Origin of the sequence: Eikenella sp. HMSC061C02, assembly GCF_001809035.1 — a bacterium.
Lineage (GTDB): Bacteria > Pseudomonadota > Gammaproteobacteria > Burkholderiales > Neisseriaceae > Eikenella > Eikenella corrodens.
In genome coordinates, this window is sequence record NZ_KV795542.1 from 75819 (window position 1) to 100239 (window position 24421).

Consider the following 24421-nt stretch of genomic DNA (forward strand, 5'->3'; position numbering starts at 1 on the left):
CATTCGTCAGTAAAAATAAATGCGCTGAAAGCTATTTTATCAACAGCTTTAAATTGTGTGGTTTCATTTTCAGGTAGCCTTTCCCAGTTTGCAGGCTACCTGAAACTTGGCAAATTCCGGCAAACCCGCTATAACCCAGCCTCATCACTATCCATCCCAAATTCTCCCCATATGCCCGAAACAGCCTCTCTCCAGCTAGCCAAACAGCTTATCGCCCAAGCCTCCGTTACCCCGGACGATCATGGCTGCCAAGAGATCATTGCCGAACGCCTGCGCGCCATTGGCTTTGCTATCGAACCCATGCCCTTCGGCCGTACACAAAACCTGTGGGCACGGCACGGCAACAGTACGCCTCTCGTGTGTTTTGCCGGACATACCGACGTTGTTCCGCCTGGCCCAGCCGAAACATGGACATCTCCGCCGTTTCAGCCCACTGAACGTAACGGCAAACTCTACGGACGCGGCACAGCCGACATGAAAACCAGCATTGCCTGTTTCATTACTGCCTGCGAACGCTTTATTGCACAGCATCCACAATTTTCAGGTAGCCTCGCCCTGCTAATTACTTCAGACGAAGAAGGCGACGGCAAAGACGGTACCGTGCGCGTGGTGGAAACCCTACGCCAACGCGGTGAGCATATCGACTACTGCATCGTCGGCGAGCCTACCGCGGAACACATCCTAGGCGATACCATCAAAAATGGCCGTCGCGGCTCGCTTTCAGGTAACCTCACCATCCATGGCAAACAAGGCCACATCGCCTACCCCCACCTCGCCGCCAATCCTATTCACCTTGCCGCCCCCGCCCTGGCCGAGCTCACCGCTGAGCATTGGGACAACGGCAATGCCTACTTCCCGCCCACCGGCTTCCAAATTTCCAATATCCACGCCGGCACCGGCGCCACCAACGTCATCCCCGGCGAGCTATTCGTTCAATTCAACTTCCGTTTCTCCACAGAAACAGATGCTGAAAGCCTGCAACGCCGGGTAAAAGCCATATTAGATAAGCATCATCTGCACTACAGCCTCCAATGGCAGCTCTCCGGCCAACCCTTCATTACCGAAGCCGGCCGCCTCACCCAAGCTGCCCAAGCTGCCATTGCTGAAGAGTGCGGCATCCAAGCTGTGCTCTCCACCAGCGGCGGCACATCGGACGGCCGCTTTATTAAAGCCATTGCCAACGAACTTATCGAGCTCGGCCCAGTGAATGAGAGCATCCACCAAATCGACGAGCACATCGAGCTTGCCGCTATCCCCCGGCTTTCTGCCATTTACGAAAATATCTTGCACCGATTGCTACTCGATTAAACCTGTTGGATATTGCAGCCCAAATGCCACAACATTTCAGGTAGCCTACTGTCCATAGGCTACCTGAGAATTTATTGGCTAATACATGCCATCCTACTAACGGCTAGCCTAGCCATATCAATAGCTCAAAGCAAATGGAGCAAATATGCCTGCAGATATTACAACTGCATCACCATGATCCTTAATAGCCCTACCCTCCTTCAAGCTGGAAACTTAAAAATAGCAATACTCCAGCATCGCCACATAACAACAAAAAGGCTACCTGAAAACTTTCAGGTAGCCTTTTAATCATGCCCAAACGCTTACAGGGAAATGCGGCGGAAGTCTTTGAGCAGGTTGGCCAAGAACACGGTGAAGCGCATGCCGGCTGCGCCGTCGATCACGCGGTGGTCGAACGACAGGGAGAGCGGGCACATCAGGCGGGCTTCGAAATCGGAGCCGTTCCATACCGGTTTCATCTGTGATTTGCACACGCCCAAGATGGCTACTTCGGGGGCATTCACAATCGGGGTGAAGCCAGTGCCGCCGATGCCGCCCAAGCTGGAAATGGTGAAGCAGGCGCCCTGCATTTCCTGCGGTTTGAGCTTGCCTTCGCGGGCTTTTTTGCTCAATTCGCCCAGCTCGATACTGATTTCTTTAAGGCCTTTTTTGTCCACATCTTTAATCACAGGCACCACCAAGCCGTTGGGGGTGTCGGCGGCAAAGCCGATGTGGAAGTATTTTTTCAACACCAGGTTGTCGCCGTCGAGCGAGGAGTTGAACTCGGGGAAGGCTTTGAGCGCGGCCACGCTGGCTTTGATGATGAAGGCCAGGGGCGAGAGTTTCACGCCTTCGCGCTCCCACTCTTTGTTGAGCTGTTTGCGGAAGCTTTCCAGCTCGGTCATGTCGGCTTCGTCGTGTACGGTAACGTGCGGAATCATTACCCAGTTGCGCGACAGGTTTTGACCGGAAATCTTCTTGATGCGGCTGAGCTCTTTCACTTCAACTTCGCCGAATTTGGCGAAATCCACTTTCGGCCACGGCAGCAAATCCAAGCCGCCGCCCAAAGAAGCACCGGCAGCTGCAGGCTTGCCTGCACCGCCCTGCATGGCGGCTTTAACGAAGGCTTTGATATCGTCTTTGGTGATGCGGCCTTTGTTGCCGCTGCCTTTCACCAGGCTCAAATCCACACCCAGTTCGCGCGCCAGTTTGCGGGCGGAGGGGCCGGCGTGGGCTTTGGCGAAACCGGCTTCGTTCACGGGTGCGCTGCCATAGGCGGCAGTGGCCGGAGCGGCAGGTGCAGCGGGGGCGGGGGCCGGGGCGGCAGCAGGCGCGGGTGCGGCTTTTGGCGCTTCGGCTGCAGCGGGCGCGACAGCGGCAGGTGTACCAGAGGCGGCCACATCGATGATGATGCTGCCTTCAGACACTTTGTCACCCACTTTGATGTGTACGGCGGTAACGGTGCCGGCAGCGGTGCTGGGCACGTCCATGGTGGCTTTGTCGGTTTCCAGAGTGATCAGGGTATCGTCCACCGCCACGGTATCGCCCACTTTCACTTCCACGGCAATCACATCCACATCGGCGTGGCCGCCGATATCGGGCACGGCTACCTGAACATTGGCGGCAGCAGCCGGAGCAGCGGCGGGCGCAGCAGGTGCGGGAGCGGCTTCGGCTTTGGGCGCCGCAGCCGGAGCGGCAGCGGCGCCAGCACCGGCGGCTTCCACCAGCACAATCACATCGCCTTCAGACACTTTGTCGCCCACTTTTACCTTCACTTCTTTCACCACGCCAGCGGCATCGGCCGGTACGTCCATGGTGGCTTTATCGGTTTCCAGGGTAATCAGGGTGTCGTCCAGCGCGATGGTGTCGCCGGCTTTGACTTCCACGGCAATAATATCTACATTTTCGTGTCCGCCGATATCGGGGACTTTGATTTCTACAATACTCATGAGAGTTCCTTTGGTATTCGGTTGGATATGGTCTGAACAGATTCAGACACCGTTAACTTAACGCCTTCTTCGGCAGCTTACCGCGTCTTGCAATTCCACCGGCTTCAACTCGCCTTGGGTGCCGACTTCATACACGGCCACGGCACAGCGCCGCCCGGACAGGCCGATCACTTCGTAATCGTGCCCGGCCTGGGGCACGAATGAAGCCATGCGGGTGTTGCACGAGCCTTCGTGTTGGATGACGGTTTCGGTAGCGCCTTCCATCGCATTCCGCAAGCCGATATAGGCAGCCTGTACGTTCACAGCTTTGCCGGCCGGCACGGCATACTCGCGGAAAAATGCCCGCGAGAGGATACCGTTCATTTGTCCGATGTTTTTGCTGTGTTCGGTTTCGGCTATGCCCAAACTGCGGCTTCTGGCCGTACCGGCAAACGAGCCGAACGCATCGCCCAAACTGCCGCCCACGTTCACTTTATGGCCGCGGCGGGCTCGCCGATCTTCGGCTTCGCAGTCGATGCCGCTCACCATAATGGTGGGTTTTTGGTTTTGGCCGTAAAGGCGCACGCGTGCTTGGGTGCTGCTGTCGTAGCTGGTGCTTTCTTCCTGCACCACCGGCGCATTGGAAACGCAAGCAGCCAGCAAGGCGACGGAGCATACAACGAATAAGGGTTTCATATTTTTCCTTTTCTGTTTTTCAGGTAGCCTCTACCGCGGGGGCAAGGCTACCTGAAAACTTCAGGCCGGGATTAGCGTTTCCAGCTGGGGGCAACTTCGGTTTGAACGCCGTATTTCTCGATGGCTTTCTGCACCACGTCTTTGCCCACTTTGCCTTGTTTGGCCAAAGCGTCCAGCGCAGCCACGGCCACATGGTAGCGGTCTACTTCGAAGAAGCTGCGCAGGTTGGCGCGGCTGTCGGAGCGGCCGAAACCGTCGGTACCGAGCACTACATAATCGCCGTTTTCTTTGGGGATGTAGGCGCGGATGCGATCGGCAAAGCTGCGGATGTAGTCAGTAGCAGCGACAACCGGGCCGGCATGGCCTTGCAGCTGCTGGCTCACGAAGGGCAGTTTCTGCTCGGCAGCCGGATGCAGGCGGTTCCAACGGTCAGTTTCGATGGCTTCGCGGTGCAGCAGGTTGAACGAGGGGCAAGACCAGATGTCGGCTTCCACACCGAAATCGTTTTTCAGCAAATCGGCAGCGTGGATCACTTCCTGCAGGATGGTGCCGGAGCCCATCAGCTGAACGCGTTTGTCGCCTTTGCCGCCTTCGCGGAATAGATACATACCTTTGAGGATTTCCTGCTCGATGCCTTTGCGTTGCGGCATGGCGGGGTGGGCGTAGTTTTCGTTCATCAGGGTGATGTAGAAGAATACGTCTTCGTTATCCACGTACATGCGTTGCAGACCGTTGTGTACGATTACGGCCACTTCGTATTGGAAGGTCGGGTCGTAGCTGACGCAGTTCGGAATCAGGTCGGCTTGCAGCTGGCTGTGGCCGTCTTCGTGTTGCAGGCCTTCGCCATTGAGAGTGGTGCGGCCTGCGGTGCCGCCCAAGAGGAAGCCGCGTGCGTGCATGTCGCCGGCAGCCCAAGCCAAATCGCCGATGCGTTGGAAACCGAACATGGAGTAGTAGATGTAGAACGGAATCATGGCGTAACGGTTGTTGGCATAGCTGGTGGAAGCAGCAATCCAGTCGGCCATAGCACCCGGCTCGTTGATGCCTTCCTGCAGAATTTGGCCATCCACGCTCTCTTTGTAGAACATCAGCTGGTCTTTATCCTGCGGGGTGTACTGCTGACCTTTCGGGTTCCAAATGCCGTATTGGCGGAACATACCTTCCATACCGAAGGTGCGGCTCTCATCGGGCACAATCGGCACGATGCGGCGGCCGATTTGCTTGTCTTTCAACAAAGCAGCCAAGATGCGTACGAAAGCCATGGTGGTGGAGAATTCGCGATCGCCGCTGGATTGCAGCTGGGCGTCGAAGGTTTCCAGAGCCGGAATCGGCAGGGCTTCGTTGTTCGGATTACGTGCCGGCAAGTAACCGCCCAAGGCGTTGCGACGTTCGCGCAGGTATTGCATTTCCGGGCTGTCTTCAGCAAAGCGGAAGTAGGGCAAGTCGCCACTGTCGATTTGCTCGTCGGTTACCTGAATACCAAAGCGGTCGCGGAACTGTTTGAGCGACTTCACGTCCATTTTCTTGGCTTGGTGGGCAACGTTTTGGCCTTCGCCGGATGCACCCATGCCGTAGCCTTTGATGGTTTTGGCCAAAATCACAGTGGGGCGACCGCCGGCGTTGTTCACGGCTTCATGATAAGCAGCGTAAACTTTGTACGGGTCGTGGCCGCCACGGTTTAAGGCCCAGATTTCGTCGTCAGACATATCAGCCACGAGTGCTTTCAGTTCGGGCGTGTTGAAGAAGTGTTCGCGAACGTATGCGCCGTCTTTGGACTTGAAGGTTTGGTAGTCTCCATCCAAGCATTCTTCCATGCGCTGCTTCAGGGCGTGGTTGGTGTCGCGTGCCAAGAGACCGTCCCAACGGCGCCCCCAAATCACTTTCAATACATTCCAGCCTGCGCCGCGGAAGTTGCCTTCCAGTTCTTGGATGATTTTGCCGTTGCCGCGCACCGGGCCGTCCAAACGCTGCAGGTTGCAGTTAATAACGAAAATCAGGTTGTCCAAGCCTTCGCGGGCGGCCAAAGCGATAGCGCCTTGGCTTTCCGGCTCGTCCATCTCGCCGTCGCCGCAGAAGCACCATACTTTGCGGCCCTTGGTTTTGGCCAGGCCTCGAGACTCCAAATATTTCAGGAAGCGGGCTTGGTAAATCGCCATCAACGGGCCCAAGCCCATGGATACAGTGGGGAACTGCCAGAAATCAGGCATCAGGTGCGGGTGCGGATAAGACGGCAGGCCGTTACCGCCCACTTCTTGGCGGAAGTTGTTCAGCTGATCTTCGCTCAGGCGGCCTTCCACGAAGGCGCGGGAATAAATGCCGGGAGCAGAGTGGCCTTGAACATAAATCAAATCGCCTTCTTCACCGGCAGCTTCGTCTTTGGCACGCCAGAAGTGGTTGAAGCCCACGTCATACAAAGTAGCGGAAGACTGGAAGGAAGCGATGTGGCCGCCCAATTCCAAATCTTTTTTGCCGGCACGCAGCACCATGGCGGCAGCATTCCAGCGGATGGCAGCGCGGATGCGGTGTTCCAGCTCTTGATTGCCGGGTGATTTCTGCTCCTTGCCGACCGGGATGGTGTTCAGATACGCGGTGGTGGCGCTAAACGGCAGGTGCACGCCGCGACGGCGGGTGTAGCGCACCAAGTTTTCCAACAGAAAATGCGCCCGCTCCGAGCCTTCGTTTTCTAGCACGGAACTGAGCGCATCCAACCACTCCTGGGTTTCAATCGGGTCGATATCATGTTTTTCGGCAGACATAAATCCTTATCCTCTTTACTTGGGTTAATCAAAGAGCTTCGCTTTTTCGTTTGGCAACACAGCAAAAATCGGCCATAAAAGCATATGCTTAAACAGCCGAACCGGGAAACTGTTGTTTTCCGAAAATTTCCACCGCGCCGACAATGCTGCAACACTCTGTATTTCCGTGGAATATTAACAGTCTTGCGCCTGATTGGCAACGTTTTTATTCAGACTTTTAAAGCCTTTATTCTTCAAGGCACAAACCCTGTTCCAGCACCCCGCTGCCTAAAAAATCATCCGAAAACAACCTGGGATAGCTTATACATAAAACAACAAAACAGAAACGCCTACCCCGTGCGCCGTTTGCGCAATAAAATGATCACCGCCCCATCGTTCGCACCATGCGGCTCGGCATAAGCCAGCACTTCCGGATGTGCCATCAGCCAGCGGCGCACCAAGCTTTTCAACACCGGCACAAAGCCGTGCGAACCCAGCCCGCTGCCGTGCACTATTTCCGCGCACACCCCACGGCGCAACACTTCCTCAATAAACTCGCTCAACTCCCGCTGCGCCTCCTCACGCGTGCAACCGTGCAAATCCAAACGCCCAACGCACGGCCAATGCCCGGCCACCAGGCGGCGGATATCATCCTGCCCGCGGCCATTTTTGCAAAACGAACGTGGCGGCTCGTGCTCGCTGTCGGCACTCACGTAGAAATACTCCTCCTCATCCCATTCCATCTCATCAAACCGCCGTTTCAAAGGCTTATTGTCTTTCGGCGCAGCCACCCGATTACTGTTTTTCAGCGGCGTAACCTTGCCCACCGCCGCCGCAAAATCCGGCTCGTCCCGACGCTGCCGCTTAGCCTGCGCCGCAGCCTCTTCCTGCCGCCGCTTCGCCTCCTTGCCCAATTGCTGCAACAGCTTTTGCGTATCCTGTTTATCCATTATCCGGCTCCATATCTAATTTCATCTTTTTATCCGGCTATTTTATAACCGAAGCAGCACAAGCGAATACCTCCACACGATTTTCAGGTAGCCTGATTGCAAATAGGCTACCTGAAAGCCAGTTTCGCCACACCCTCCCCGCAGCCGCCCGCATACTTGCGGTATAATCCGGCACAACCATTTCCCTGCCACCCCAAGAGGAGCTTCACCATGCAGCACACTTGCGATATCGTCGTTATCGGCGCCGGCCCGGCCGGTCTCAGCTTCGCCGCCGCAGCCGCCCCCAGCGGCCTGAACATCCTGCTCATCGAACAAAGCAGCCAGGAAACCCTGGCCAACCCGCCCTACGACGGCCGCGAAATCGCCCTCACCCACCCCTCGCGCGGCATCATGGAAAAACTCGGCCTGTGGCAACATATCCCCGCCGAAGGCATCTACCCGCTCAAAGCCGCCAAAGTGATCAACGGCAGTTCCCCCTACACCCTCAACTTCCCCCCGCCCACCGACGGCAAAGGCCAGCTCGGCTTCCTCGTATCCAACCACGATATCCGCCGCGCTGCCTACCAAGCCGCCAGCCAGCATGAAAACGTCCATTTCCTCACCGGCCATAAAGTGCAGGAAGCCGTAAACGGTGAAGAGGGCGTGAGCATCCTGCTCGACAACGGCGACACCGTATCCGCCCGCCTACTCATCGCCGCTGACAGCCGCTTCTCGCAAACCCGCCGCCAGGCCGGCATTTCCGCCGACATGCACGACTTCGGCCGCACCGTGCTCGTGGCCCGTTTCTCACACACCACCTCCAACGAAAACACCGCTTACGAATGCTTCAGCTACGGCCGCACCATCGCCCTGCTGCCGCTGGGCGAACACATGACCAACTGCGTCATCACCATCGACAACCGCCGCCTGCATGAAATCACCGAACTCAGCCCCGAAGCGCTGGCCGCCGACCTTGAGCAACACCTGCAAGGCCAGCTCGGCAAGATGACCCCCGCCGGCAGCATCCACACATATCCCTTGGTTGGCGTACATGCCCGCCGCTTCTCCGCCCGCCGCACCGCCCTCATCGGCGACGCCGCCGTGGGTATGCACCCCGTTACCGCCCACGGCTTCAACCTCGGCCTCGCCAGCGCCGACATCCTGGCCGGCCTCATCGTGCAGGCTGCCGCTTCCGGCCAAGACATCGCCGATACCAAGCTTTTGGAAAAATACGAAGCCAAACACATCCTGCACACCCGCGCGCTGTATCACGGCACGAACTTCGTGGTGAAACTCTTCACCAACGAAACCCCGCCCGCCAAATTGCTGCGCAATACCGTACTGCGCCTGAGCAACCACCTGCCGCCGGTGAAAAAACTGATTACCAAACAGCTCACCGGTTAGGTTGCAGCCGCTTCAGCGCCGCGAACGTATTTTCAGGTAGCCTGTTCCCGCAACAGGCTACCTAAAAACATATGCGGCACTACCCTATTCTTAACCCCTATCCAAGTTGCTGCAAAACCACGTTTCTCCCATTTTTTGCTGCACCCTCTTGCCAAATGCGCACAACATCGGCATAATTCGCCGCTTCTTGCCGGTGTAGCTCAGTTGGTAGAGCACCTGACTTGTAATCAGGGGGTCGCGAGTTCGATTCCTGCCGCCGGCACCAAAATCCTAATCGCAAATCAGCTAGTTATGCTGGTTTGCGATTTTTCTTGTCTGTATGCTCTCTGGCACTTTGGACAAACTTTGGACTAACTCAATTTCAGGTAGCCTGCTTTACTTACCACTATGCGCACACCCTTCAAGCTCAATGCCTCCCTGTGGGAGCTGCCATCTGCCCACGCCGGCGATATATCCAGCCAATATATCGACACTGCCCTACGGCAACATCCGTGCATCCACTTATCAGACTACGCCATGGCGCCGAATGCGGATATGTGGGCAATCACGTTTCAAGGCAACGACTTCATCGTAGCCAACGACTTGGCCGACGGCTTGAGCATCCGCTTTTCCGATTTGGCACAAACCGATTGGGCAGAAGAGCTGCTGGCCATCATTGAACCCTCAAAGGCTACCTGAAACACCACAGCCAAACAAAACAGGCACAACCGCAAAGTTGTGCCTGTTTGCTTATCCGCCACTCCGATTAACGGGCAGGAGAACAATCTTTATACAGCATCTGGCCGTTGGGCGCGCTCACGATGATGTCTTGGCTGCGGTAGTTGGCCGAATCCATGGCATTGGTGGTCAGGCGGTAGCCGTTGGCGCTGAATACGGTGTCCACATTGTCGGAAGCCGACAGGTTGTACGGCAGGCGCAGATTGCGGTTATTCACGCGCAGTTCGGCGCTGGTGGGCACACCGGCAGAGTTGAAGTGGTAATTCACATTCAAGCGGCGGCCTTGCTGGCACACATAGGCCACGCTGCCGCTACGGGCTGCAGCGGGCGGAGCTTGGCGGGCCGGCTCGTTTTGGCGCGGATTACAGTCTTTATACAGGAATTCGCTACGCGGCGAGAGGATGCTGATGCCTTCTTCGCTACGGTAGTTGCGGGCGGTAAGCACCGGGCCGGTCAGGTTGTAGCCGGCACGGTCTTTAAACGCAGTGCCCGTGCTGTCGGAGCGGCGCGCATCGAAAGCCATATTGCGGTTGCTGCCGTTGAGGCGCGCGCGGGCAGACACCGGTTTGCCGCGGCTGTTGAACTGATAGCTCACATCCACCTGTTTGCCTTGTTGGCAGACATAAGACACGGTGCCGCCGGCAGCGAATGCCGGGGCAGCGATGCCCACAGCCAAAGCAGCTAATGCTGTTGATTGCCAAAATTTCATTTTCAAACTCCCTTCATGTTGGAATGTAGTTGGAATGTAATTGGCGTTCTCTAGGCGGATTGGCCTTTTGCACGGCCAAAACCCAATGCAGAACAACGAGTGCATTGTAACAGACCGTTTTCTTAAGCTACGGTTAGCCCTAGGTTAAAGTTTGTAGCGGCTGTATGGGCAAATCATGTTTCAGGCAGCCTGAAATCAAAGCAAAGGCTACCTGAAAACAGCCTTATCCAGCCGCCATTTTATTTTCAGGTAGCCTCAACAAAACAGGCGCGGTTCGGCACACCGCGCCTGTTGCTTTATCCAAGCTCAATCCACGTTCACCATCACCAGCTGCATCCGGCAAGCACTCACGGCGCTCAGCGCATGGCGTTCGTTCGGGGCGAGATACACCACATCGCCTGCATGCAGAATTTCGTGGCGTGCGCCGATGGAAAAATCCATCTCGCCTTCCAGCAGGGTAACCACCACGGCCTTGGTGGAGGTGTGCTCGGTTAGCACTTGGCCGGCATCCAGCGTAAAAGCCACCACGCGCAGCAAGTCGTTGTTCAGCACGGTGCGCGAAGTGGTGGCCTGCTCGCTCACGGGCAGCGCCTGGTTCAGGCCGAGTTTGAATAGGGATTCGGATACGGGGGTTACAGCAGTTGCAGACATCAGATTGCTCCTTATTTGTTAACAGGTGGGAGAAAAATCCGGCCGGCAGGGTTTGATTGGATATTTTATTATTGTTTGAAATGGTTAGCCGCCTAATGCAGGCTAGCTGGCGGCAAACTTAATAAGTTGAAACCATCATAACATATTTTCAGGTAGCCTTCCCGCTGCCCGGTAGGCTACCTGAAACCCCCCAAATAGTTTACACTTCGTCATTGATATCCATTCCCGCCCGCATGACGAAAGGCCTAGCTTCATGAAACTGTTTTCGCTCATCATCAAACTGCTGCTTTTGGCGGTTTTTATCGTTTTAGCCGCATTCAACACCCATCTCGTCAGCTTCAGCTACCTGCCCGGCAGCGAAATCAGCCTGCCGCTGATTCTGCTGCTCTTGGCGTTTTTCGTTATCGGCGCAGTGTTCGGCGTGTTTTCCATGTTTGGCCGCCTGCTCTCCTTGCGTCATGAAAACAACCGCCTGCGCAACGAAGTGCGCAAAAACGCCCGGATCGCGCAGGAGCAGCTGCAAACACCCGCGCCCGCCGATGCCGCCCAGCCTGTGCCCGACACCGCCCCGGTGAAGGAATAGGCGTATGGACGGCAATATTTGGTGGTGGCTCACCCCGATTATCCTGCTGCCCGTCTTCTTTGCCATGGGCTGGTTTGCCGCCCGGGTAGACATGAAAGCCGTGCTTAAGCAGGCCAAATCCGTGCCCACCGCGTTTTACGCCAGCCTGGATGCCTTGGTAGACCGCAACCTCGGCAGCGCCGCCCGCCACCTGGCCGACATGACCGACCTGCTGCCCGCCGGCGACAACACCTATGAGCTGCACCTCACCCTAGGCAAACTCTACCGCCAGCGCGGCGAAAACGATAAAGCCATCCGCCTGCACCAAGCCCTGCTCGAGGCGCCAGAAACCGTGGGCGAAAAGCGCAACCAAGTGCTGTTTGAGCTTGGGCAAGACTACCAAAGAGCCGGCCTGGTAGACCGCGCCGAGCAGATTTTCCTCGGCCTGCAACAAGGCAATATGGCCGCCCAAGCCCGCCAAGTGCTGCTGAATATCTACCAGCAAGACCGCGATTGGGCCAAAGCCATCGACACCGCCCAGCTGCTCAGCCACGACGAACAAACCTACCGCTTCGAAATCGCCCAATTCCACTGCGAGCTGGCACAAGCCGCCCTGTTTAAATCCGACTTCGAGCAAGCCCGTACCAATATTGCCAAAGCATTGGACGCCAACCGCAAATGTGCCCGCGCCAACATGATTCTCGGCGATTTGGAGCAAAAGCTGGGCAACTACCCCGCCGCCGTGGCCGCCTACACCGCCATCGAAAAACAAAACCATGCTTACTTGAGCATGGTGGGCGAAAAACTGTATGACGCATACGATGCCCAAGGCGAAGCCGCCGCCGGCCTCGCCGTACTCACAGGCTACCTGAAAACCTTCCCCCAGCTTGATTTAATCAATGTGGTATACGAAAAATCGCTGCTGCTCTACGGCGAAGAAAAAGCGGCCGAAACCGCCGTTGAACTCGTGCGCCAAAAGCCCGACCTCGGCGGCGTATACCGCCTGCTCGGCCTGCGCCTGAACAACCTCGACCCCGCCTGGAAGAGCGATGCCGACATGATGCGCGGCGTAATCGGGCGCACCCTGCAGAAAAACGTGATGTACCGCTGCCGCCACTGCCACTTCAAATCGCAAGTGTTCTTCTGGCACTGCCCCGCCTGCAACAAATGGGAGACCTTTACACCCAACAAAATTGAAGTTTAGCTTCACCGAAATTTAGTTTCACCGTAGTACCGTAGTTTAGTTCCATCGTAGTTTAGTTCTAAAGGAGAAATAAAATGTCCAATAATATGATGACCATCAACCAAATGTACCGCATGCTCCACGTGTGGACACACCGCATCCGCCACAGCGACCGTTTTATCGAACGTTACAGCGGTGCCCAACGCGCCCTACTCGCCTACCTCAGCCTCGACCTTCTGATGGAAGACGACGGCTTCGTGCTGCTGATTGCCGATGGCCGGGGCGAACATGCCCTCTCCCACGAAACCGCTGAATACCTGCGCCAATGGGGCGTTTGCGATACTCCCAACATCATCGACCGCGCCCGTGCCCTTTACCAACAGCACGGTGCCGCCATCCAAGCCGCCGCCCAAAATGGCAGCAGCATTGAAGAGTTGCGCGCGCAATTCCCCCAGTTCGACGAGCTCGATGCCGACTACTGCCTGGTATCGGAAGACGACTTCTGCACCGTCTGCCCCTATATCCGCCGCCACCCAGTAGAATTCGCCGAGCTCACTGCCGCAGCTGGAGAAAGCGGCAGCCCCATGCCCCCGCTTGATGCTTAATTTTAAAGGCTACCTGAAACCTATTTCTTAGCAACACGGCTTTCAGGTAGCCTTTTTCTATTTCAACCCCATCCGCTCCTATTTCTATGAATCCCCTTATCCTCGACTCCGCTCCGCCCGCCCGCCGCACCCCCGTTATCGTCGCCCTCGACTTTGCCAACGAAGCCGACACCCTCGCCTTCGTGCGCCGCTTAAGCCCCGATTTGTGCCGCCTCAAAATCGGTAAAGAGCTGTTTACCGCCACCGGCCGGCGTCTGGCCGAAGCCCTAATCAACCAAGGCTTCCAACTCTTCCTCGACCTCAAATACCACGACATCCCCAACACCGTGGCCGCCGCCTGCCGCGTGGCCGCCGACATGGGCGTGTGGATGGTGGATATGCACACCGCCGGCGGCCGCCGCATGATGGAAGCCGCCGCCGAAGCCGTGGCCAACCACCGCCAACGCCCCCTGCTCATCGGCGTAACTGTGCTCACCAGCATGGAACAGGCCGACCTCAACGAACTCGGCCTCAATGCCCCCATTGCCGATTGGGCATCCCGCTGGGCCGCCCTGGCGCAGCAATCCGGCCTCGACGGCGTGGTCTGCTCCCCGCACGAAGCCGCCACCCTGCGCCGGCAGCGCGGCAGCGAATTTGTGCTGGTTACGCCCGGCATCCGCCCCAACCCAGGCGGCAACCAAGACGACCAGCGCCGCATCATGACCCCCGCCCAAGCCCTCGAGGCCGGCAGCAGCTATCTCGTGATGGGCCGACCCATCACCCAAGCGCCCGACCCCGCCGCCGTGCTGGCCGAAATCAACCGCCTGGCCAACCCTGCCGACTAAACAGCTAATCGCAATCAGGCTACCTGAAAGCAGAGGCTACCTAAAAATGAAGCCCAAAGAAGCCGGGATTTAACAAACCCGCTTCGTTCGTTTGAACTGCGTTGAAGCTTCGTTTTCAGGTAGCCTTTATAGTGGATTAAAATAAGAATGGGACAAGGCGGCGAGCCGCAGACAGTATGAGCAATACGGCAAGGCGAGCCAACGCCGTAGCATTCTTATTTTAATCCACTATATTCATTTTGCCGCCAACCATCCCCTTTCCGGCCACTTACCGCCAACTGACAAGCCCGCCGTTTTCTTGTACAATCCGCCCCTTATTTCGTCAAAATCTGTAAACAATTCTGCAACTGAGCTAAGATTTCTATGAGCAGCGAAACCGGCCTTATTCAACTGTTTTCCCAACATTTTCCGATTATCTACGAATATCGCCAAATGTTCTTCTTCGGCGTGCTGGCCACCATCGGCATCGCCGCTGCCGCCACCTTTTTCGGCATGATTCTGGGTTTGTGCAATGCCCTGATCCGCGTGATTCGAATCGAAAAAGGCAACATCGTTACCAAAGGCCTGTTGTGGCTGCTGCAACAATGCTCGCGCCTCTACGTTACCCTATTCCGCGGCACACCGATGCTGGTGCAGATTTTCATTTGGCACAACGTGTGGTCTCCCCTTTTGGTGCACCAGCAAAACGGCCTCTTGATCAGCGGCGATTTGGCTGTTTACCTGCGCCAAAACTATGCCCCGTTGGTGGCTGGTGTCTTGGCACTCTCCTTCAACTCCGGCGCCTACATCACCGAAGTGTTCCGCTCCGGCATCAAATCCATCGACCGCGGCCAAATGGAAGCTGCCCGCTCGCTCGGTTTGAGCTACGGCCAAGCCATGCGCTACATCATCCTTCCGCAAACCCTGCGCCGCATGCTCGGCCCATTGGGCAACGAGTTCATCACCCTGCTTAAAGACAGCTCGCTTTTGGCCACCATCGCCGTAGCCGAGCTCACCTATGTCGCCAAGAGCGCGGCCGGCCGCTATTATGTGTATGAAGAGCCATATTACTTCATCGCCTTGGTTTACCTGATGCTTACCATGGCACTGGCCTGGTTCTTCGCCCGCCTGGAGAAAAAATACAATACCGACGGCAACCGCTAGCCACCTGTTTCCAGCAAACAAAAGGCTACCTGATTGTTCAGATAGCCTTTTTATCAATCCGCAACGCTTACTCTGCAGATATAGTGGATTAAATTTAAATCAGGACAAGGAGGCGAGCCGCAGACAGTACAAATAGTACGGCAAGGCGAGGCAACGCTGTACTGGTTTAAGTTAAATTCACTATAAAAACCGATCTACTCCATTTTCGCACCATACCAACTTCTGCTCCTGAGCAGCGGCCAGCAGGCGGTCGTTTTCCGGCAGGGCGGCGCGTTCGGCTTCGGGGTGGTAGAGGTGATAGGCCACGGCGGCGAATTTCAGGTTGGCACGTTGGCCGCCGTTGTTGAAAAAGCGGGCGACAAATTCGCTGTCTTCGCGCCCCCAGCCGACAAAATCGCTGTTGAAGCCATTGATTTTCAGCGCATCTTCGCGGAAGAAAGCCATATTGCAGCCGCGGATGCCGTGAAAATCATCGCGGGTTTCGCGGCGCAGGATGCGCTGGGAAAACCACGGCAGGCGGCAGGCGGAGAAGCGTTTTTCAAAACGTTTTTCCAAGCCCTTTTCATACCATTTGAGCACGCGGTAGCTTGAAGGGTTGGCCAGCAGCTCGTTGGTTTTCTCCGGCGTGAGGATCACGCGGCTGCCCTGCACAAACAGGCCTTTTTTCGCAGCGTGTTTGTGGTCGGCGATAAATTCGGGATGCAGCACCATATCGCCGTCGATAATCACGATATAGTCGCTGCCCGCCTGCGCCAAGGCGCGGTTGCGCGATTCAGCCAGGCGGAAGCCGTCGTCGGGCTGCCAGGCGTGCAACAGCGGCACCGGGAACTGCGCCCGATAGCGTTCGACCACGGCACGGGTATCGTCGCGCGAGCCGTCGTCGGCCACAATCACTTCCTGCGGCAGCACGCGCTGCGCCAGCACCGAGCGCAACACGGCTTCCAGTGCGTCGGGGCGGTTATAGGTGGTGATGATGAGCGACACGGTAAGCCGCTGGTTGGCCTCGTGCAGCTTGATGTATTTGTAGTAGGCGCCGCTGGCGTTGGCAAAGGCAATCGTCCAGCCGTCGCCGCCGTCGAACATGCCGCGTTTCAAAATATAGTTTTTGAAAAACGCTGCCGCGCCGTGCCCCACCGCGCTGATCACGGAAGCTCGCCGTTTGAATTGCTGCTGTGCGGCAAACAAATCGGTGTAGTGCTGCATTTTGCTGATGAGGGCGGCGGCGCCGTCGAACGAGTAATGCAGGAGCGGATGTTTTTCAGGTAGCCTCACCACGCTGCTGCCGGCCGGTTCGATTAGGGATTCATGCACTTGGTTGTCGTTGAAGCGCACGGTTTGGCGGTGGTAGAGGCGTTTCACCCAATCCGGATACCAGCCGCAGCTTTTGATGGGGCGGCCGCGATAGTGGTTCAGGCGCGGCAGGGCGTAGATTTTGCCGCTGTCGCCCCAATCCAGCGCGCGGATTGCTTCCACTTGCTCGGGCGGCAGGATTTCGTCGCTGTCGATATTGAGCACCCAATCGTTGCGCGCCAAACCGGCGGCTAGGTTTTTCATCGGGCCGAAGCCGATAAATTCGTGATGGTGCACGGCCACATTGGGGAAGCGGCGGGCAATGTCGAGCGTGCGGTCGGTGGAGCCGTTGTCGAGCACGATGATTTCGTCAAATGCGGCCAGTGCGGTCAGGCAGGCTTCCAAGTGCCGCTCGGCGTTTTTCACCAGCATGGTGATGCTCACGGGGATGGGGGTCATAAGGCCTCTTCTATTGAATACGATTGGATGGCAAAGGCTACCTGAAAGCGAAGCCTTAACGCCGTTAAAACAAACGAAGTGAGTTTCTGCGAAGCTAAAACGAGCAAATCGGGTTTCGCCAAAAACAAGGCGTTCAAAAGCAGCCGAGCCAAGGTTTCAGGTAGCCTCTAACGCCGTTTACGGGCAGGTGCTGGCACTTGGCCGGCGGCATACACCACAAATACGGTCGGCTGCTTGTGCAGGTCGGGCAGTTGCGGCTGTTTGCGCCATTCACCCGCCGTCATGCTGATGATGCGCTGTTCCGGCAGGGTGAGGTTGCTGGCGGCGCACAGCAGGGTATCGGCTTGCAGCGCGGCCACGGCATCGGCCAGCAGGGCGTTGTTGCGATACGGTGTTTCGATAAAGATTTGGCTTTCGTTGCGGTGCTGCGAATCCTGCTCGATGGTTTTCAGGTAGCCTACCCGCCCGGCAGAATCAGCGGGCAAATAACCGCGGAAGGCAAACTGCTGGCCGTTGGCGCCGGAGGCCATCAGGGCGAGCATCAGGCTGGATGGGCCCACCAGCGGCCACACGGCAAATCCGGCGCGATGCGCCAGCGCCACCAGCGCCGCGCCGGGGTCGGCCACCGCGGGGCAACCGGCTTCGCTGAGCAGGCCCATGCTGCGGCCTTGGCGTAACGGTTGCAGCAAATCGGGCAATTCGGCTGGTTCGGTGTGTTTGTTTAACGTGCGCAGGCTCAACTCTTGCAGCGGGGCATTCAAACCGAAATGGCGCAAACAGGCGCGGGCGGTTTTCTCGCCTTCAACCACAAAGTCGGTGAGCCCGGCCAGCAGCTTTTGCTCGTGTGGCAGAAGGCAGGGGGTATCCGGGCTGCCTAGCGGGGTGGGGATAAGGAATAAAGTGGGTTGCATAGTTTTGTTGCTGGCTTAGAAAAGGCTACTGAAAAATCAGCATTTTTCGGAGTCTGCCTATTCATGTAGGCTTAAAATAAATTCTTCAAAAGAATTTAGCTATTTTGTCTATAAAACCATCTGCATAAACAATACACACTGAGCTATCGGCAGGGTTGAAACTAATAAACCCTGTATCGCACATGCCAAAAGCACGCATACTTCTTACTTCATTCAGTGAAAACACATCAGGTGCATTAAAGCAGATATCTACCTCGTTGCTTGCCAAATCATCGGCAATTACGGAAGGCATCAGATAATTGGGAGAATCGGAAAAATCTTGCTGGAATATAGTGTTGCTGTCCCATATCGAGCCAAACAAATATTCATCGTTATCTGTTCTATTGTCAGGCTTAAATTGGGCATCAGCCAAACCTTTTGGATACCGTGCTAAAAACTCCACATATGCACCGGGAAATAGATTCTCTACCTTATCCATCATGCCACTCCACTCTGAAACCGATACAGTTCTTTCAAATCTATTAAAGTTAAAATTTCAGCTAGCCCCAAGCTTACAAAACTGCCACTCCTTCGGCCTGCAAAAAATCAATCAGCCGAAAAATCGGCAAGCCGATGAGGGCATTGGGATCGCTGCTGTCGATGCGTTCAATCAGCGCACCGCCCAAACCTTCGCTTTTCGCGCCGCCGGCGCAATAAACTGCGTCCGGTTCGCGCTCCAGATAACGGGCGATTTGCTGCGCGGTAAGCGGGCGCATCTTTACCATGGTGGAATCCACATGGTGGTGCAGGCTACCTGAAAACGTATTGAGCACACACAGTGCACTGTAAAAATGCAGCTCTTGACCGGCGGTTTCAGCCAGCATTTGTTGTGCTTTCGCCACGTCCATCGGCTTGCCCAACTGCTGCCCGTTGCAGCAGGCCACTTGGTCGGCTCCGATAATCAAATGCCGCGGGAAATGCACAGCCAGTGCGCGGGCTTTGGCCTCGGCCAAGCGTTGGGCAGTTTGGCAGGGCGTCTCACCAAGCAACGGCGTTTCATCGCAATCAGGTGCGGCAGTGTCAAATTGCAGGCCGAGCTTGACCAGCTGCTGCCGTCGGAACAGCGAAGAAGAAGCGAGGACAATCGGCGGAGTTGTGTTCATAAACCGTATTAAAATATTGACGTTTCAGGCGGCTGATTATATCATGACGCGTTTATGTCAGACCCTATTTTGATTGATCCGAAAGCGCTGGCCGAACAGGCGCAGCATCTGGCCGGCCAAATCCGGCTGAGCGAGATGGATGAGCGCGTGAGCCGGCACGAGTTTTTGGCCGAACGGCAAACTCAGGTGTCTTTTGCCTTACAGGGCGGCTGCGACAAACGGCAGCGCCTGTATTTGGACTTGTCGGTTTCAGCGCAATTGTCGCTGGTTTGCCAACGCTGCATGCAGCCGCTGCCCTTTGCTTTAAACGAACAGGCGCATATCGTTTTGTTCGACAGCGAAGAAGCGCTGGATGAAGCCATGGTGGCCGAAGAAGAGCTCGAAGGCATGCTGCCGGAGGCACAGTTGGATGTCGGCACGCTGGTAGAAGAGCAGATTTTGATGGCGCTGCCGTATGCCCCCTGCCACGAAAGCTGCCATTCTGATAAGCTCGATGCTGTCAATCAAGATCGCCCCAATCCGTTTGCTGCTTTGGCGGCGTTGAAAAGTGGTCGTTAATTATTTTATTCAGGTTTATCCTCAGGAGTTTGCAACATGGCTGTTCAACAAAACAAAAAATCCCCCTCCCGCCGCGGCATGCACCGCGCCCACGACGCGCTGACCGCCCCCGCTCTGTCTGTAGACAGCGCCACCGGTGAAGTACACCGCCCGCACCACATTTCTGCCAACGGCATGTACCGTGGCCGTAAAGTGGTGAAGGCCAAAGACGAGTAAATCAGCCATAGGCCGATTCCAAGCCAGCAGATTGCCCTTAGCAATTACTGGCTTTTTTGCATTGCAAACATAGAGCAGCAAAGCAAGCTGAGTTTTCAGGCAGCCTGAAACGGTTCCAGCCTTGCCGATTAGTTGCCCTCCATTCAGCAGCTGTTTACAATCTGCCGTTACGCAGACGCCTCAACAACGACAACCCCTGCTGCGCCGACCCAACAAAGGATTGAAAATGTCGGAAAAAATTTGGTATACCTACGACGAAATTCATCAGGCCATCCGCCAATTGGCACAAAAAATCCAAGCATCCGGCACCCGCTACGATGCGATGATCGCCATCGGCGGCGGCGGTTTTATCCCCGCACGGATACTGCGCAGCTTCCTCAATATTCCAATCTACGCCATCACCACCGCCTATTACTGCAACGACCAGGGCCACACCACTCGTGATTCCGTGCAGAAAGTCCAATGGCTCGACCCCATGCCGGAAAGCCTGAAAGGCAAACACGTTTTGGTGGTGGACGAAGTGGACGACAGCCGCGTTACCCTGCAATTCTGCCTCGAGCAGCTGCAACAAGAAGACTTTGCCTCGATGGGTGTGGCTGTATTGCACGAAAAAATCAAAGCAAAAAAAGGCATCCTCCCGCCCGATATCGCCTATTTCAGCGGCCTGGTTACGCCCGATTGGTGGATCAACTACCCCTGGGATGCCGACGACATCACCGAACACAACGCACTAGCCGCTCAAAAACCGCAACTGCCCTAAGGGCTACCTGAAACCATCCGTCCGCCGCTATTCCATTCTATTTTTCAGGTAGCCTCATGGCACGGCAACGGAACACAACAGAAGCACAGAATCCAATGATTACTTTAGCCATAGACGCCATGGGCGGCGATGCCGGCCTTACGGTTACCATTCCGGCAGCCTTGGCCTTCCTGCAAGAAAAAACCGATGTCAAACTCATTCTGGTAGGCGATGAAGAAGCCGTCCGCAGTGCGCTGGGCGAACACGCCTCACACGAGCGGCTGCAAATCATACATGCCAGCCAAGTGGTGGGCATGGACGAAGCCCCGCAGTCGGCCTTGAAAAACAAAAAAGACTCCTCCATGCGTGTGGCCATCAGCCAGGTGAAAGAAGGTGTTGCACAGGCCGCTGTATCTGCCGGCAACACCGGCGCACTAATGGCCACCGCCCGCTTCGTGCTCAAAACCCTGCCCGGTATCGACCGGCCGGCGATTGCCAAATTCATGCCCTCCAAAGGCGGCGGTCTCGCCCTGATGCTGGATTTGGGCGCCAACGTGGATTGCTCCGCCGCCCAGCTGCTGCAATTTGCCGTAATGGGTGGAGAGCTGTTCGGCGCCATGTATCCGCGTAACAGCCAACCGCGCATCGGCCTGCTGAATGTCGGCACTGAAGACATCAAAGGCGGTAGCGTAATTAAAGAAGCACACCACCTGTTGCAACAAAGCCCGCTGAATTTTGTTGGTAATGTGGAAGGCAACGCTGTATTCAGTGGCGAAGTTGACGTTGTGGTGGCCGACGGCTTTACCGGCAATGCCGTACTAAAAGCCATTGAAGGAGCGGTTAAATTCATCGGCGGTATTATCCGCGAAGAGTTCAGCCGTAACTGGCTGAACAAACTTGCCGCCCTGCTGGCACTGCCCACCCTGCGCGGCTTCAAAAACCGCCTCGACCCGCGCAAGTTTAACGGCGCCATCTTCCTCGGCCTGCGCGGCATCGTGATCAAAAGCCACGGCGGCGCAGACGTAGAAGCCTTCAAATATGCCCTGCTCGAGGCCTACCACGAAGTCGAGTCCGACTCCATGGCCAAAATCGAACAAGGCATCGCCACCCAAATGGCACGCCTGACTGCCGCAGCAGAACAAACTCAAACCGTAACCAACCCCGCAGAATAAGCCCACGACCATCCCACAACCGAAAGGACGGCACAGCATGAATTGGCAACAACCCTGGATTATTGGCAACTGGAAAATGAACGGCCGCCGCAGCTCAACAGCGGCATTCGCCCAAGCTTGGGCGGCACAAAGGCTACCTGAAAACGTCTGCACCGGTATTGCCGCCCCCCTGCCCTATCTGCTCGACTTAAAACAAGCTGCGCCCGCTCTGCCCGTCGGCGCACAAGATGTCAGCCGATTCGATAAAGACGGTGCGTTTACCGGAGAAACCTCTGCTGCCATGCTGGCCGACCTTGGTGCACAATTCGTTCTACTCGGCCACTCTGAACGCCGCCAATATTTCGGCGAAAACAACGAGACCCTCTCCGCTAAATTAGACAATGCCTTAGCCGCCGGCCTCACCCCGATTCTGTGCGTGGGTGAAACCCTAGCACAACGCCAAGCTGCGCAGGAGCAAGCTGTAGTGGCCGAACAACTCTCTGTATTGCGCGGCAAAGTCATGCCCCATATTGCCGTTGCCTACGAGCCAGTATGGGCTATCGGTACCGGACAAGTGGCTTCGCCCGAACAAATTGCCGATATGCACGCTTTTATTTACGCAGAACTCTTGTCTTTCGCCAACAAGAGTGCTAATATCCGCGCTCTTTACGGCGGCAGTGTCAATGCACAAAATGCACAAACCATCCTGACCCTGCCAAATGTAGACGGTGCCTTAGTCGGCGGCGCATCCTTGCAGGCCGACAGTTTTGCCGCCATCGTTCAAGCCGCAGCAAAACAATAAATAGCGAAACAAACATGGAAGCTTTCAAAACCCTTATTATGATTATCGGCGGCTTTGCCTCGATTGCTGTCATCGGCTTGGTGCTGATGCAGCAGGGCAAGGGTGCTGATGCCGGTGCCGCTTTTGGCACGGGCAGCGCGCAAGGCGTATTCGGTTCTGCCGGCAGCGCCAACTTCCTCAGCCGCAGCACCGCTATCGCCGCCACTGTATTTTTCTGCTGCTGCTTAGCACTCAGCATCATTTCATCCAAGCAGGGCAGCGGTAACAAACTGGGTTTGGATGCACCTGCTGCAGCACAGCATCACGCTCCGGCCGCTTCGCAACCAGCAGCAGCCAGCCAGCCGGTTATTCCGGAGTAAAAACAAATTCTGATTTTTCAGCCGACATGGTGGAATTGGTAGACACGCTATCTTGAGGGGGTAGTGACCGTAGGTCGTATGAGTTCAAGTCTCATTGTCGGCACCATCAAACAAAAACAGCCCGATTTTTCGGGCTGTTTTTTACGTCTAATACCATCCAACACAATCTGCCAAGCTACTGCAAGCGCCCACCGATTAGTTCAAATAGCCAAAACCTCAGGCGGCCAAGCAATAAGAAAAACAAAGGTAGAAAAGAAACTCACGGCAGCATTGTTTACACATAATGCAGACTTAAATACCGCACAGTAGAGCCTGCTATTGATCGAAGTTCAGCGCACCCTAGCCTGCATCTTGACAGTATCCTACCTAATCAATACACTAATCTCAGCCTTGTTTCTCCGCCCATCGGGAAAAGTCCGAGTTTGCGGCAAGGCAGCCCTGATTGTCTTCAGGGCTTTTTATTTGCAATTTATACATTGTCATTTCTAGATAAGGTAGTTTGCTTGGACATTCCTAGTTAAACATACCTTCCCTGCATAGCTGGCCGTATTGCCACGCTACTGCGCAACTATTACGATACATTGGCCGCACAAGGCAACCCCAATCAAGCCAATGTGTTCGGCGAGCAGGCGGCACCAGGTAAACAGCAACTTTTGGAGCGAACGATAAATGACTACAAACAAGAACACGGACGAAGCGCAGACAGCAGGCAATTCTTCGAGCGGGCAGACGAGCGACCCACTGGTGAGCCTGTTTCAAAAACTGAACCTCAATCCGCAAGCCGCCGAAGCGATGAAGCAGGCGCTGGCGAAAACTAAGGAGGAATTGAACCAAAAGATGGGGAATGAATCGGAAGAGTAAGCAATGCTGCCGCTGAATCGTAGCGTAAGGTGTAACCGCATGGCGTTCAGAAAGTAGAAGACAGCAATATCTGGCGGTTGACTGCCTTTCATGGAGATGGACATCAGGCAGTGGGACAGGTACGGGGTATGACGTAATCTGCCCTACGCAGCCCAGCCCTATACGCTCTCGTGTCGAAGAGGGAGTGCCTGACATTGAGGTCAATATAGTACCAATGTCTTGGTGACTCAACGAACCGTGGTAATAAAAAGGGCTTATGAATTTTTAGGGCGCTCGAGGCTCCAATTGCCCCGCCTGCCTAATTGAAACACAAGCCGTGTAAAGATTCTAACTAAAAATAATCTGTCAGGCTACCTGAAAAACAATCTGAGTTTATCAGTAAACCCTTTCAATATAAGAATTTGAATGTTAACAATATATACGAGCAGTTGTGAAAGAAAGAAAAACCTGTTTGCCAGCAAGTCGTTCCGGGCTTTTATTGCCTGGGCGTCTCTTGCAGCTAACAGGTTCAGGCAGAATTCTAACCAAAAATAATCTGTCAGGCTACCTGAAAAACAATC

General features: G+C 55.7%; 26 protein-coding genes, 2 tRNA genes and 1 pseudogene. 18 read left to right on the forward strand and 11 right to left on the reverse strand.

The genetic code is table 11. From position 1 onward, the window contains the following. The first annotated feature begins 171 nt into the window (after positions 1 to 171). Positions 172 to 1308, forward strand: a complete 1137-nt coding sequence (dapE, locus tag HMPREF2541_RS05305; protein WP_070542124.1) for a succinyl-diaminopimelate desuccinylase — start codon at positions 172 to 174, stop codon at positions 1306 to 1308. 302 nt (positions 1309 to 1610) lie between these two features. On the opposite strand, the gene aceF is transcribed toward dapE, so the two are convergent. The 4 genes from aceF to HMPREF2541_RS05325 form a co-directional block, all read right to left on the reverse strand. Beyond that, the gene (aceF, locus tag HMPREF2541_RS05310; RefSeq protein WP_070542127.1) at positions 1611 to 3236 is read right to left on the reverse strand and encodes a dihydrolipoyllysine-residue acetyltransferase; all 1626 of its coding nucleotides are present in this window, start codon (positions 3234 to 3236) and stop codon (positions 1611 to 1613) included. Positions 3237 to 3293: 57 nt separating this feature from the next. Continuing rightward, a complete protein-coding gene (locus tag HMPREF2541_RS05315; protein WP_070542130.1) occupies positions 3294 to 3911 on the reverse strand; it encodes a hypothetical protein in 618 nt (205 codons plus the stop codon). 71 nt (positions 3912 to 3982) lie between these two features. Beyond that, positions 3983 to 6667, reverse strand: a complete 2685-nt coding sequence (gene aceE / locus HMPREF2541_RS05320; protein WP_003824283.1) for a pyruvate dehydrogenase (acetyl-transferring), homodimeric type — start codon at positions 6665 to 6667, stop codon at positions 3983 to 3985. A gap of 329 nt (positions 6668 to 6996) precedes the next feature. Further along, positions 6997 to 7596 (reverse strand): Smr/MutS family protein, encoded by a 600-nt coding sequence (locus HMPREF2541_RS05325; RefSeq protein WP_070542133.1) that lies wholly within the window; start codon positions 7594 to 7596, stop codon positions 6997 to 6999. A 210-nt stretch (positions 7597 to 7806) separates the two neighbouring features. On the opposite strand from HMPREF2541_RS05325, the gene ubiM reads away from it, so the two are divergent. The 3 genes from ubiM to HMPREF2541_RS05340 all read left to right on the forward strand — a co-directional run bounded on the left by ubiM (position 7807) and on the right by HMPREF2541_RS05340 (position 9657). Next, complete coding sequence (gene ubiM / locus HMPREF2541_RS05330) at positions 7807 to 8979, forward strand: 5-demethoxyubiquinol-8 5-hydroxylase UbiM (protein WP_035580807.1); 1173 nt, start codon at positions 7807 to 7809, stop codon at positions 8977 to 8979. A gap of 189 nt (positions 8980 to 9168) precedes the next feature. After that, a tRNA-Thr gene (locus HMPREF2541_RS05335) sits at positions 9169 to 9244 on the forward strand. 122 nt (positions 9245 to 9366) lie between these two features. Further along, entirely contained in the window at positions 9367 to 9657 is a 291-nt protein-coding gene (locus HMPREF2541_RS05340; protein ID WP_003824277.1) for a hypothetical protein, read from the forward strand. A gap of 67 nt (positions 9658 to 9724) precedes the next feature. Here HMPREF2541_RS05340 and HMPREF2541_RS05345 read toward each other — a convergent pair whose 3' ends face one another. Together HMPREF2541_RS05345 and HMPREF2541_RS05350 are read right to left on the reverse strand one after the other, a co-directional pair. Then, a complete protein-coding gene (locus HMPREF2541_RS05345) occupies positions 9725 to 10405 on the reverse strand; it encodes an ACP-like domain-containing protein (RefSeq protein WP_003824276.1) in 681 nt (226 codons plus the stop codon). A 306-nt stretch (positions 10406 to 10711) separates the two neighbouring features. Continuing rightward, entirely contained in the window at positions 10712 to 11056 is a 345-nt protein-coding gene (locus HMPREF2541_RS05350; protein ID WP_003824275.1) for a cupin domain-containing protein, read from the reverse strand. 253 nt (positions 11057 to 11309) lie between these two features. Here HMPREF2541_RS05350 and HMPREF2541_RS05355 point away from each other — a divergent pair, with 253 nt between their 5' ends. The 6 genes and pseudogenes from HMPREF2541_RS05355 to HMPREF2541_RS12360 form a co-directional block, all read left to right on the forward strand. Further along, a complete protein-coding gene (locus tag HMPREF2541_RS05355) occupies positions 11310 to 11639 on the forward strand; it encodes a LapA family protein (protein ID WP_003824272.1) in 330 nt (109 codons plus the stop codon). Between the two features lie 4 nt (positions 11640 to 11643). Beyond that, positions 11644 to 12822 carry a lipopolysaccharide assembly protein LapB gene (gene lapB / locus HMPREF2541_RS05360; protein WP_070542136.1) on the forward strand — a complete coding sequence of 393 codons (1179 nt, stop codon included), beginning with the start codon at positions 11644 to 11646 and terminating at the stop codon, positions 12820 to 12822. Between the two features lie 74 nt (positions 12823 to 12896). Beyond that, positions 12897 to 13406 carry a DMP19 family protein gene (locus HMPREF2541_RS05365; RefSeq protein ID WP_003824270.1) on the forward strand — a complete coding sequence of 170 codons (510 nt, stop codon included), beginning with the start codon at positions 12897 to 12899 and terminating at the stop codon, positions 13404 to 13406. Positions 13407 to 13492: 86 nt separating this feature from the next. Beyond that, positions 13493 to 14230 (forward strand): orotidine-5'-phosphate decarboxylase, encoded by a 738-nt coding sequence (gene pyrF / locus HMPREF2541_RS05370; protein ID WP_064087716.1) that lies wholly within the window; start codon positions 13493 to 13495, stop codon positions 14228 to 14230. A 363-nt stretch (positions 14231 to 14593) separates the two neighbouring features. Then, positions 14594 to 15373 (forward strand): amino acid ABC transporter permease, encoded by a 780-nt coding sequence (locus HMPREF2541_RS05375; RefSeq protein WP_003824267.1) that lies wholly within the window; start codon positions 14594 to 14596, stop codon positions 15371 to 15373. A 76-nt stretch (positions 15374 to 15449) separates the two neighbouring features. Next, positions 15450 to 15556 (forward strand): annotated as a pseudogene (locus tag HMPREF2541_RS12360) (IS5/IS1182 family transposase); the annotation flags it as partial. On the opposite strand, the gene HMPREF2541_RS05380 reads toward HMPREF2541_RS12360, so the two are convergent. From HMPREF2541_RS05380 to HMPREF2541_RS05395, 4 genes are all read right to left on the reverse strand, one after another. Then, complete coding sequence (locus HMPREF2541_RS05380) at positions 15554 to 17122, reverse strand: glycosyltransferase family 2 protein (protein ID WP_003824266.1); 1569 nt, start codon at positions 17120 to 17122, stop codon at positions 15554 to 15556. The pseudogene HMPREF2541_RS12360 and the gene HMPREF2541_RS05380 sit on opposite strands and share 3 nt — an antisense overlap. A gap of 167 nt (positions 17123 to 17289) precedes the next feature. Then, on the reverse strand, positions 17290 to 18033 hold the full coding sequence (locus tag HMPREF2541_RS05385) for an SAM-dependent methyltransferase (RefSeq protein ID WP_064086193.1): 744 nt from the start codon (positions 18031 to 18033) through the stop codon (positions 17290 to 17292). Positions 18034 to 18118: 85 nt separating this feature from the next. Then, complete coding sequence (locus HMPREF2541_RS05390; RefSeq protein ID WP_141744206.1) at positions 18119 to 18514, reverse strand: hypothetical protein; 396 nt, start codon at positions 18512 to 18514, stop codon at positions 18119 to 18121. Between the two features lie 70 nt (positions 18515 to 18584). Then, positions 18585 to 19175, reverse strand: coding sequence for a Maf family protein (locus tag HMPREF2541_RS05395; RefSeq protein WP_064086191.1), 591 nt, complete (start codon positions 19173 to 19175; stop codon positions 18585 to 18587). A 54-nt stretch (positions 19176 to 19229) separates the two neighbouring features. Here HMPREF2541_RS05395 and HMPREF2541_RS05400 point away from each other — a divergent pair, with 54 nt between their 5' ends. The 8 genes from HMPREF2541_RS05400 (at position 19230) to HMPREF2541_RS05435 (ending at position 23861) form a co-directional block, all read left to right on the forward strand. Continuing rightward, complete coding sequence (locus HMPREF2541_RS05400) at positions 19230 to 19733, forward strand: YceD family protein (protein WP_003824259.1); 504 nt, start codon at positions 19230 to 19232, stop codon at positions 19731 to 19733. Between the two features lie 36 nt (positions 19734 to 19769). Next, a complete protein-coding gene (rpmF, locus tag HMPREF2541_RS05405; protein WP_003824258.1) occupies positions 19770 to 19949 on the forward strand; it encodes a 50S ribosomal protein L32 in 180 nt (59 codons plus the stop codon). A gap of 226 nt (positions 19950 to 20175) precedes the next feature. Beyond that, on the forward strand, positions 20176 to 20709 hold the full coding sequence (locus HMPREF2541_RS05410) for a phosphoribosyltransferase (RefSeq protein WP_003824257.1): 534 nt from the start codon (positions 20176 to 20178) through the stop codon (positions 20707 to 20709). A 95-nt stretch (positions 20710 to 20804) separates the two neighbouring features. Beyond that, entirely contained in the window at positions 20805 to 21860 is a 1056-nt protein-coding gene (gene plsX, locus HMPREF2541_RS05415) for a phosphate acyltransferase PlsX (RefSeq protein WP_003824256.1), read from the forward strand. A 37-nt stretch (positions 21861 to 21897) separates the two neighbouring features. Beyond that, positions 21898 to 22641, forward strand: coding sequence for a triose-phosphate isomerase (gene tpiA / locus HMPREF2541_RS05420; RefSeq protein WP_070542141.1), 744 nt, complete (start codon positions 21898 to 21900; stop codon positions 22639 to 22641). Between the two features lie 14 nt (positions 22642 to 22655). Then, positions 22656 to 23000 (forward strand): preprotein translocase subunit SecG, encoded by a 345-nt coding sequence (gene secG, locus HMPREF2541_RS05425; RefSeq protein WP_023887171.1) that lies wholly within the window; start codon positions 22656 to 22658, stop codon positions 22998 to 23000. Positions 23001 to 23020: 20 nt separating this feature from the next. Then, positions 23021 to 23106, forward strand: a tRNA-Leu gene (locus HMPREF2541_RS05430). Between the two features lie 563 nt (positions 23107 to 23669). Further along, a complete protein-coding gene (locus HMPREF2541_RS05435) occupies positions 23670 to 23861 on the forward strand; it encodes a hypothetical protein (RefSeq protein WP_049259040.1) in 192 nt (63 codons plus the stop codon). A 350-nt stretch (positions 23862 to 24211) separates the two neighbouring features. Here HMPREF2541_RS05435 and HMPREF2541_RS12365 read toward each other — a convergent pair. Further along, the coding region (locus HMPREF2541_RS12365; RefSeq protein ID WP_210387141.1) for a hypothetical protein at positions 24212 to 24421 on the reverse strand (210 nt) is incomplete at its 5' end.

Excerpts from the sequence above, each read along its gene's own strand:
- dapE (WP_070542124.1), top strand. The coding sequence starts at position 172 with ATGCCCGAAACAGCCTCTCTCCAGCTAGCCAAACAGCTTATCGCCCAA.
- aceF (WP_070542127.1), bottom strand. The coding sequence starts at position 3,236 with ATGAGTATTGTAGAAATCAAAGTCCCCGATATCGGCGGACACGAAAAT.
- HMPREF2541_RS05315 (WP_070542130.1), bottom strand. The coding sequence starts at position 3,911 with ATGAAACCCTTATTCGTTGTATGCTCCGTCGCCTTGCTGGCTGCTTGC.
- aceE (WP_003824283.1), bottom strand. The coding sequence starts at position 6,667 with ATGTCTGCCGAAAAACATGATATCGACCCGATTGAAACCCAGGAGTGG.
- HMPREF2541_RS05325 (WP_070542133.1), bottom strand. The coding sequence starts at position 7,596 with ATGGATAAACAGGATACGCAAAAGCTGTTGCAGCAATTGGGCAAGGAG.
- ubiM (WP_035580807.1), top strand. The coding sequence starts at position 7,807 with ATGCAGCACACTTGCGATATCGTCGTTATCGGCGCCGGCCCGGCCGGT.
- HMPREF2541_RS05340 (WP_003824277.1), top strand. The coding sequence starts at position 9,367 with ATGCGCACACCCTTCAAGCTCAATGCCTCCCTGTGGGAGCTGCCATCT.
- HMPREF2541_RS05345 (WP_003824276.1), bottom strand. The coding sequence starts at position 10,405 with ATGAAATTTTGGCAATCAACAGCATTAGCTGCTTTGGCTGTGGGCATC.
- HMPREF2541_RS05350 (WP_003824275.1), bottom strand. The coding sequence starts at position 11,056 with ATGTCTGCAACTGCTGTAACCCCCGTATCCGAATCCCTATTCAAACTC.
- HMPREF2541_RS05355 (WP_003824272.1), top strand. The coding sequence starts at position 11,310 with ATGAAACTGTTTTCGCTCATCATCAAACTGCTGCTTTTGGCGGTTTTT.
- lapB (WP_070542136.1), top strand. The coding sequence starts at position 11,644 with ATGGACGGCAATATTTGGTGGTGGCTCACCCCGATTATCCTGCTGCCC.
- HMPREF2541_RS05365 (WP_003824270.1), top strand. The coding sequence starts at position 12,897 with ATGTCCAATAATATGATGACCATCAACCAAATGTACCGCATGCTCCAC.
- pyrF (WP_064087716.1), top strand. The coding sequence starts at position 13,493 with ATGAATCCCCTTATCCTCGACTCCGCTCCGCCCGCCCGCCGCACCCCC.
- HMPREF2541_RS05375 (WP_003824267.1), top strand. The coding sequence starts at position 14,594 with ATGAGCAGCGAAACCGGCCTTATTCAACTGTTTTCCCAACATTTTCCG.
- HMPREF2541_RS05380 (WP_003824266.1), bottom strand. The coding sequence starts at position 17,122 with ATGACCCCCATCCCCGTGAGCATCACCATGCTGGTGAAAAACGCCGAG.
- HMPREF2541_RS05385 (WP_064086193.1), bottom strand. The coding sequence starts at position 18,033 with ATGCAACCCACTTTATTCCTTATCCCCACCCCGCTAGGCAGCCCGGAT.
- HMPREF2541_RS05390 (WP_141744206.1), bottom strand. The coding sequence starts at position 18,514 with ATGATGGATAAGGTAGAGAATCTATTTCCCGGTGCATATGTGGAGTTT.
- HMPREF2541_RS05395 (WP_064086191.1), bottom strand. The coding sequence starts at position 19,175 with ATGAACACAACTCCGCCGATTGTCCTCGCTTCTTCTTCGCTGTTCCGA.
- HMPREF2541_RS05400 (WP_003824259.1), top strand. The coding sequence starts at position 19,230 with ATGTCAGACCCTATTTTGATTGATCCGAAAGCGCTGGCCGAACAGGCG.
- rpmF (WP_003824258.1), top strand. The coding sequence starts at position 19,770 with ATGGCTGTTCAACAAAACAAAAAATCCCCCTCCCGCCGCGGCATGCAC.
- HMPREF2541_RS05410 (WP_003824257.1), top strand. The coding sequence starts at position 20,176 with ATGTCGGAAAAAATTTGGTATACCTACGACGAAATTCATCAGGCCATC.
- plsX (WP_003824256.1), top strand. The coding sequence starts at position 20,805 with ATGATTACTTTAGCCATAGACGCCATGGGCGGCGATGCCGGCCTTACG.
- tpiA (WP_070542141.1), top strand. The coding sequence starts at position 21,898 with ATGAATTGGCAACAACCCTGGATTATTGGCAACTGGAAAATGAACGGC.
- secG (WP_023887171.1), top strand. The coding sequence starts at position 22,656 with ATGGAAGCTTTCAAAACCCTTATTATGATTATCGGCGGCTTTGCCTCG.
- HMPREF2541_RS05435 (WP_049259040.1), top strand. The coding sequence starts at position 23,670 with ATGACTACAAACAAGAACACGGACGAAGCGCAGACAGCAGGCAATTCT.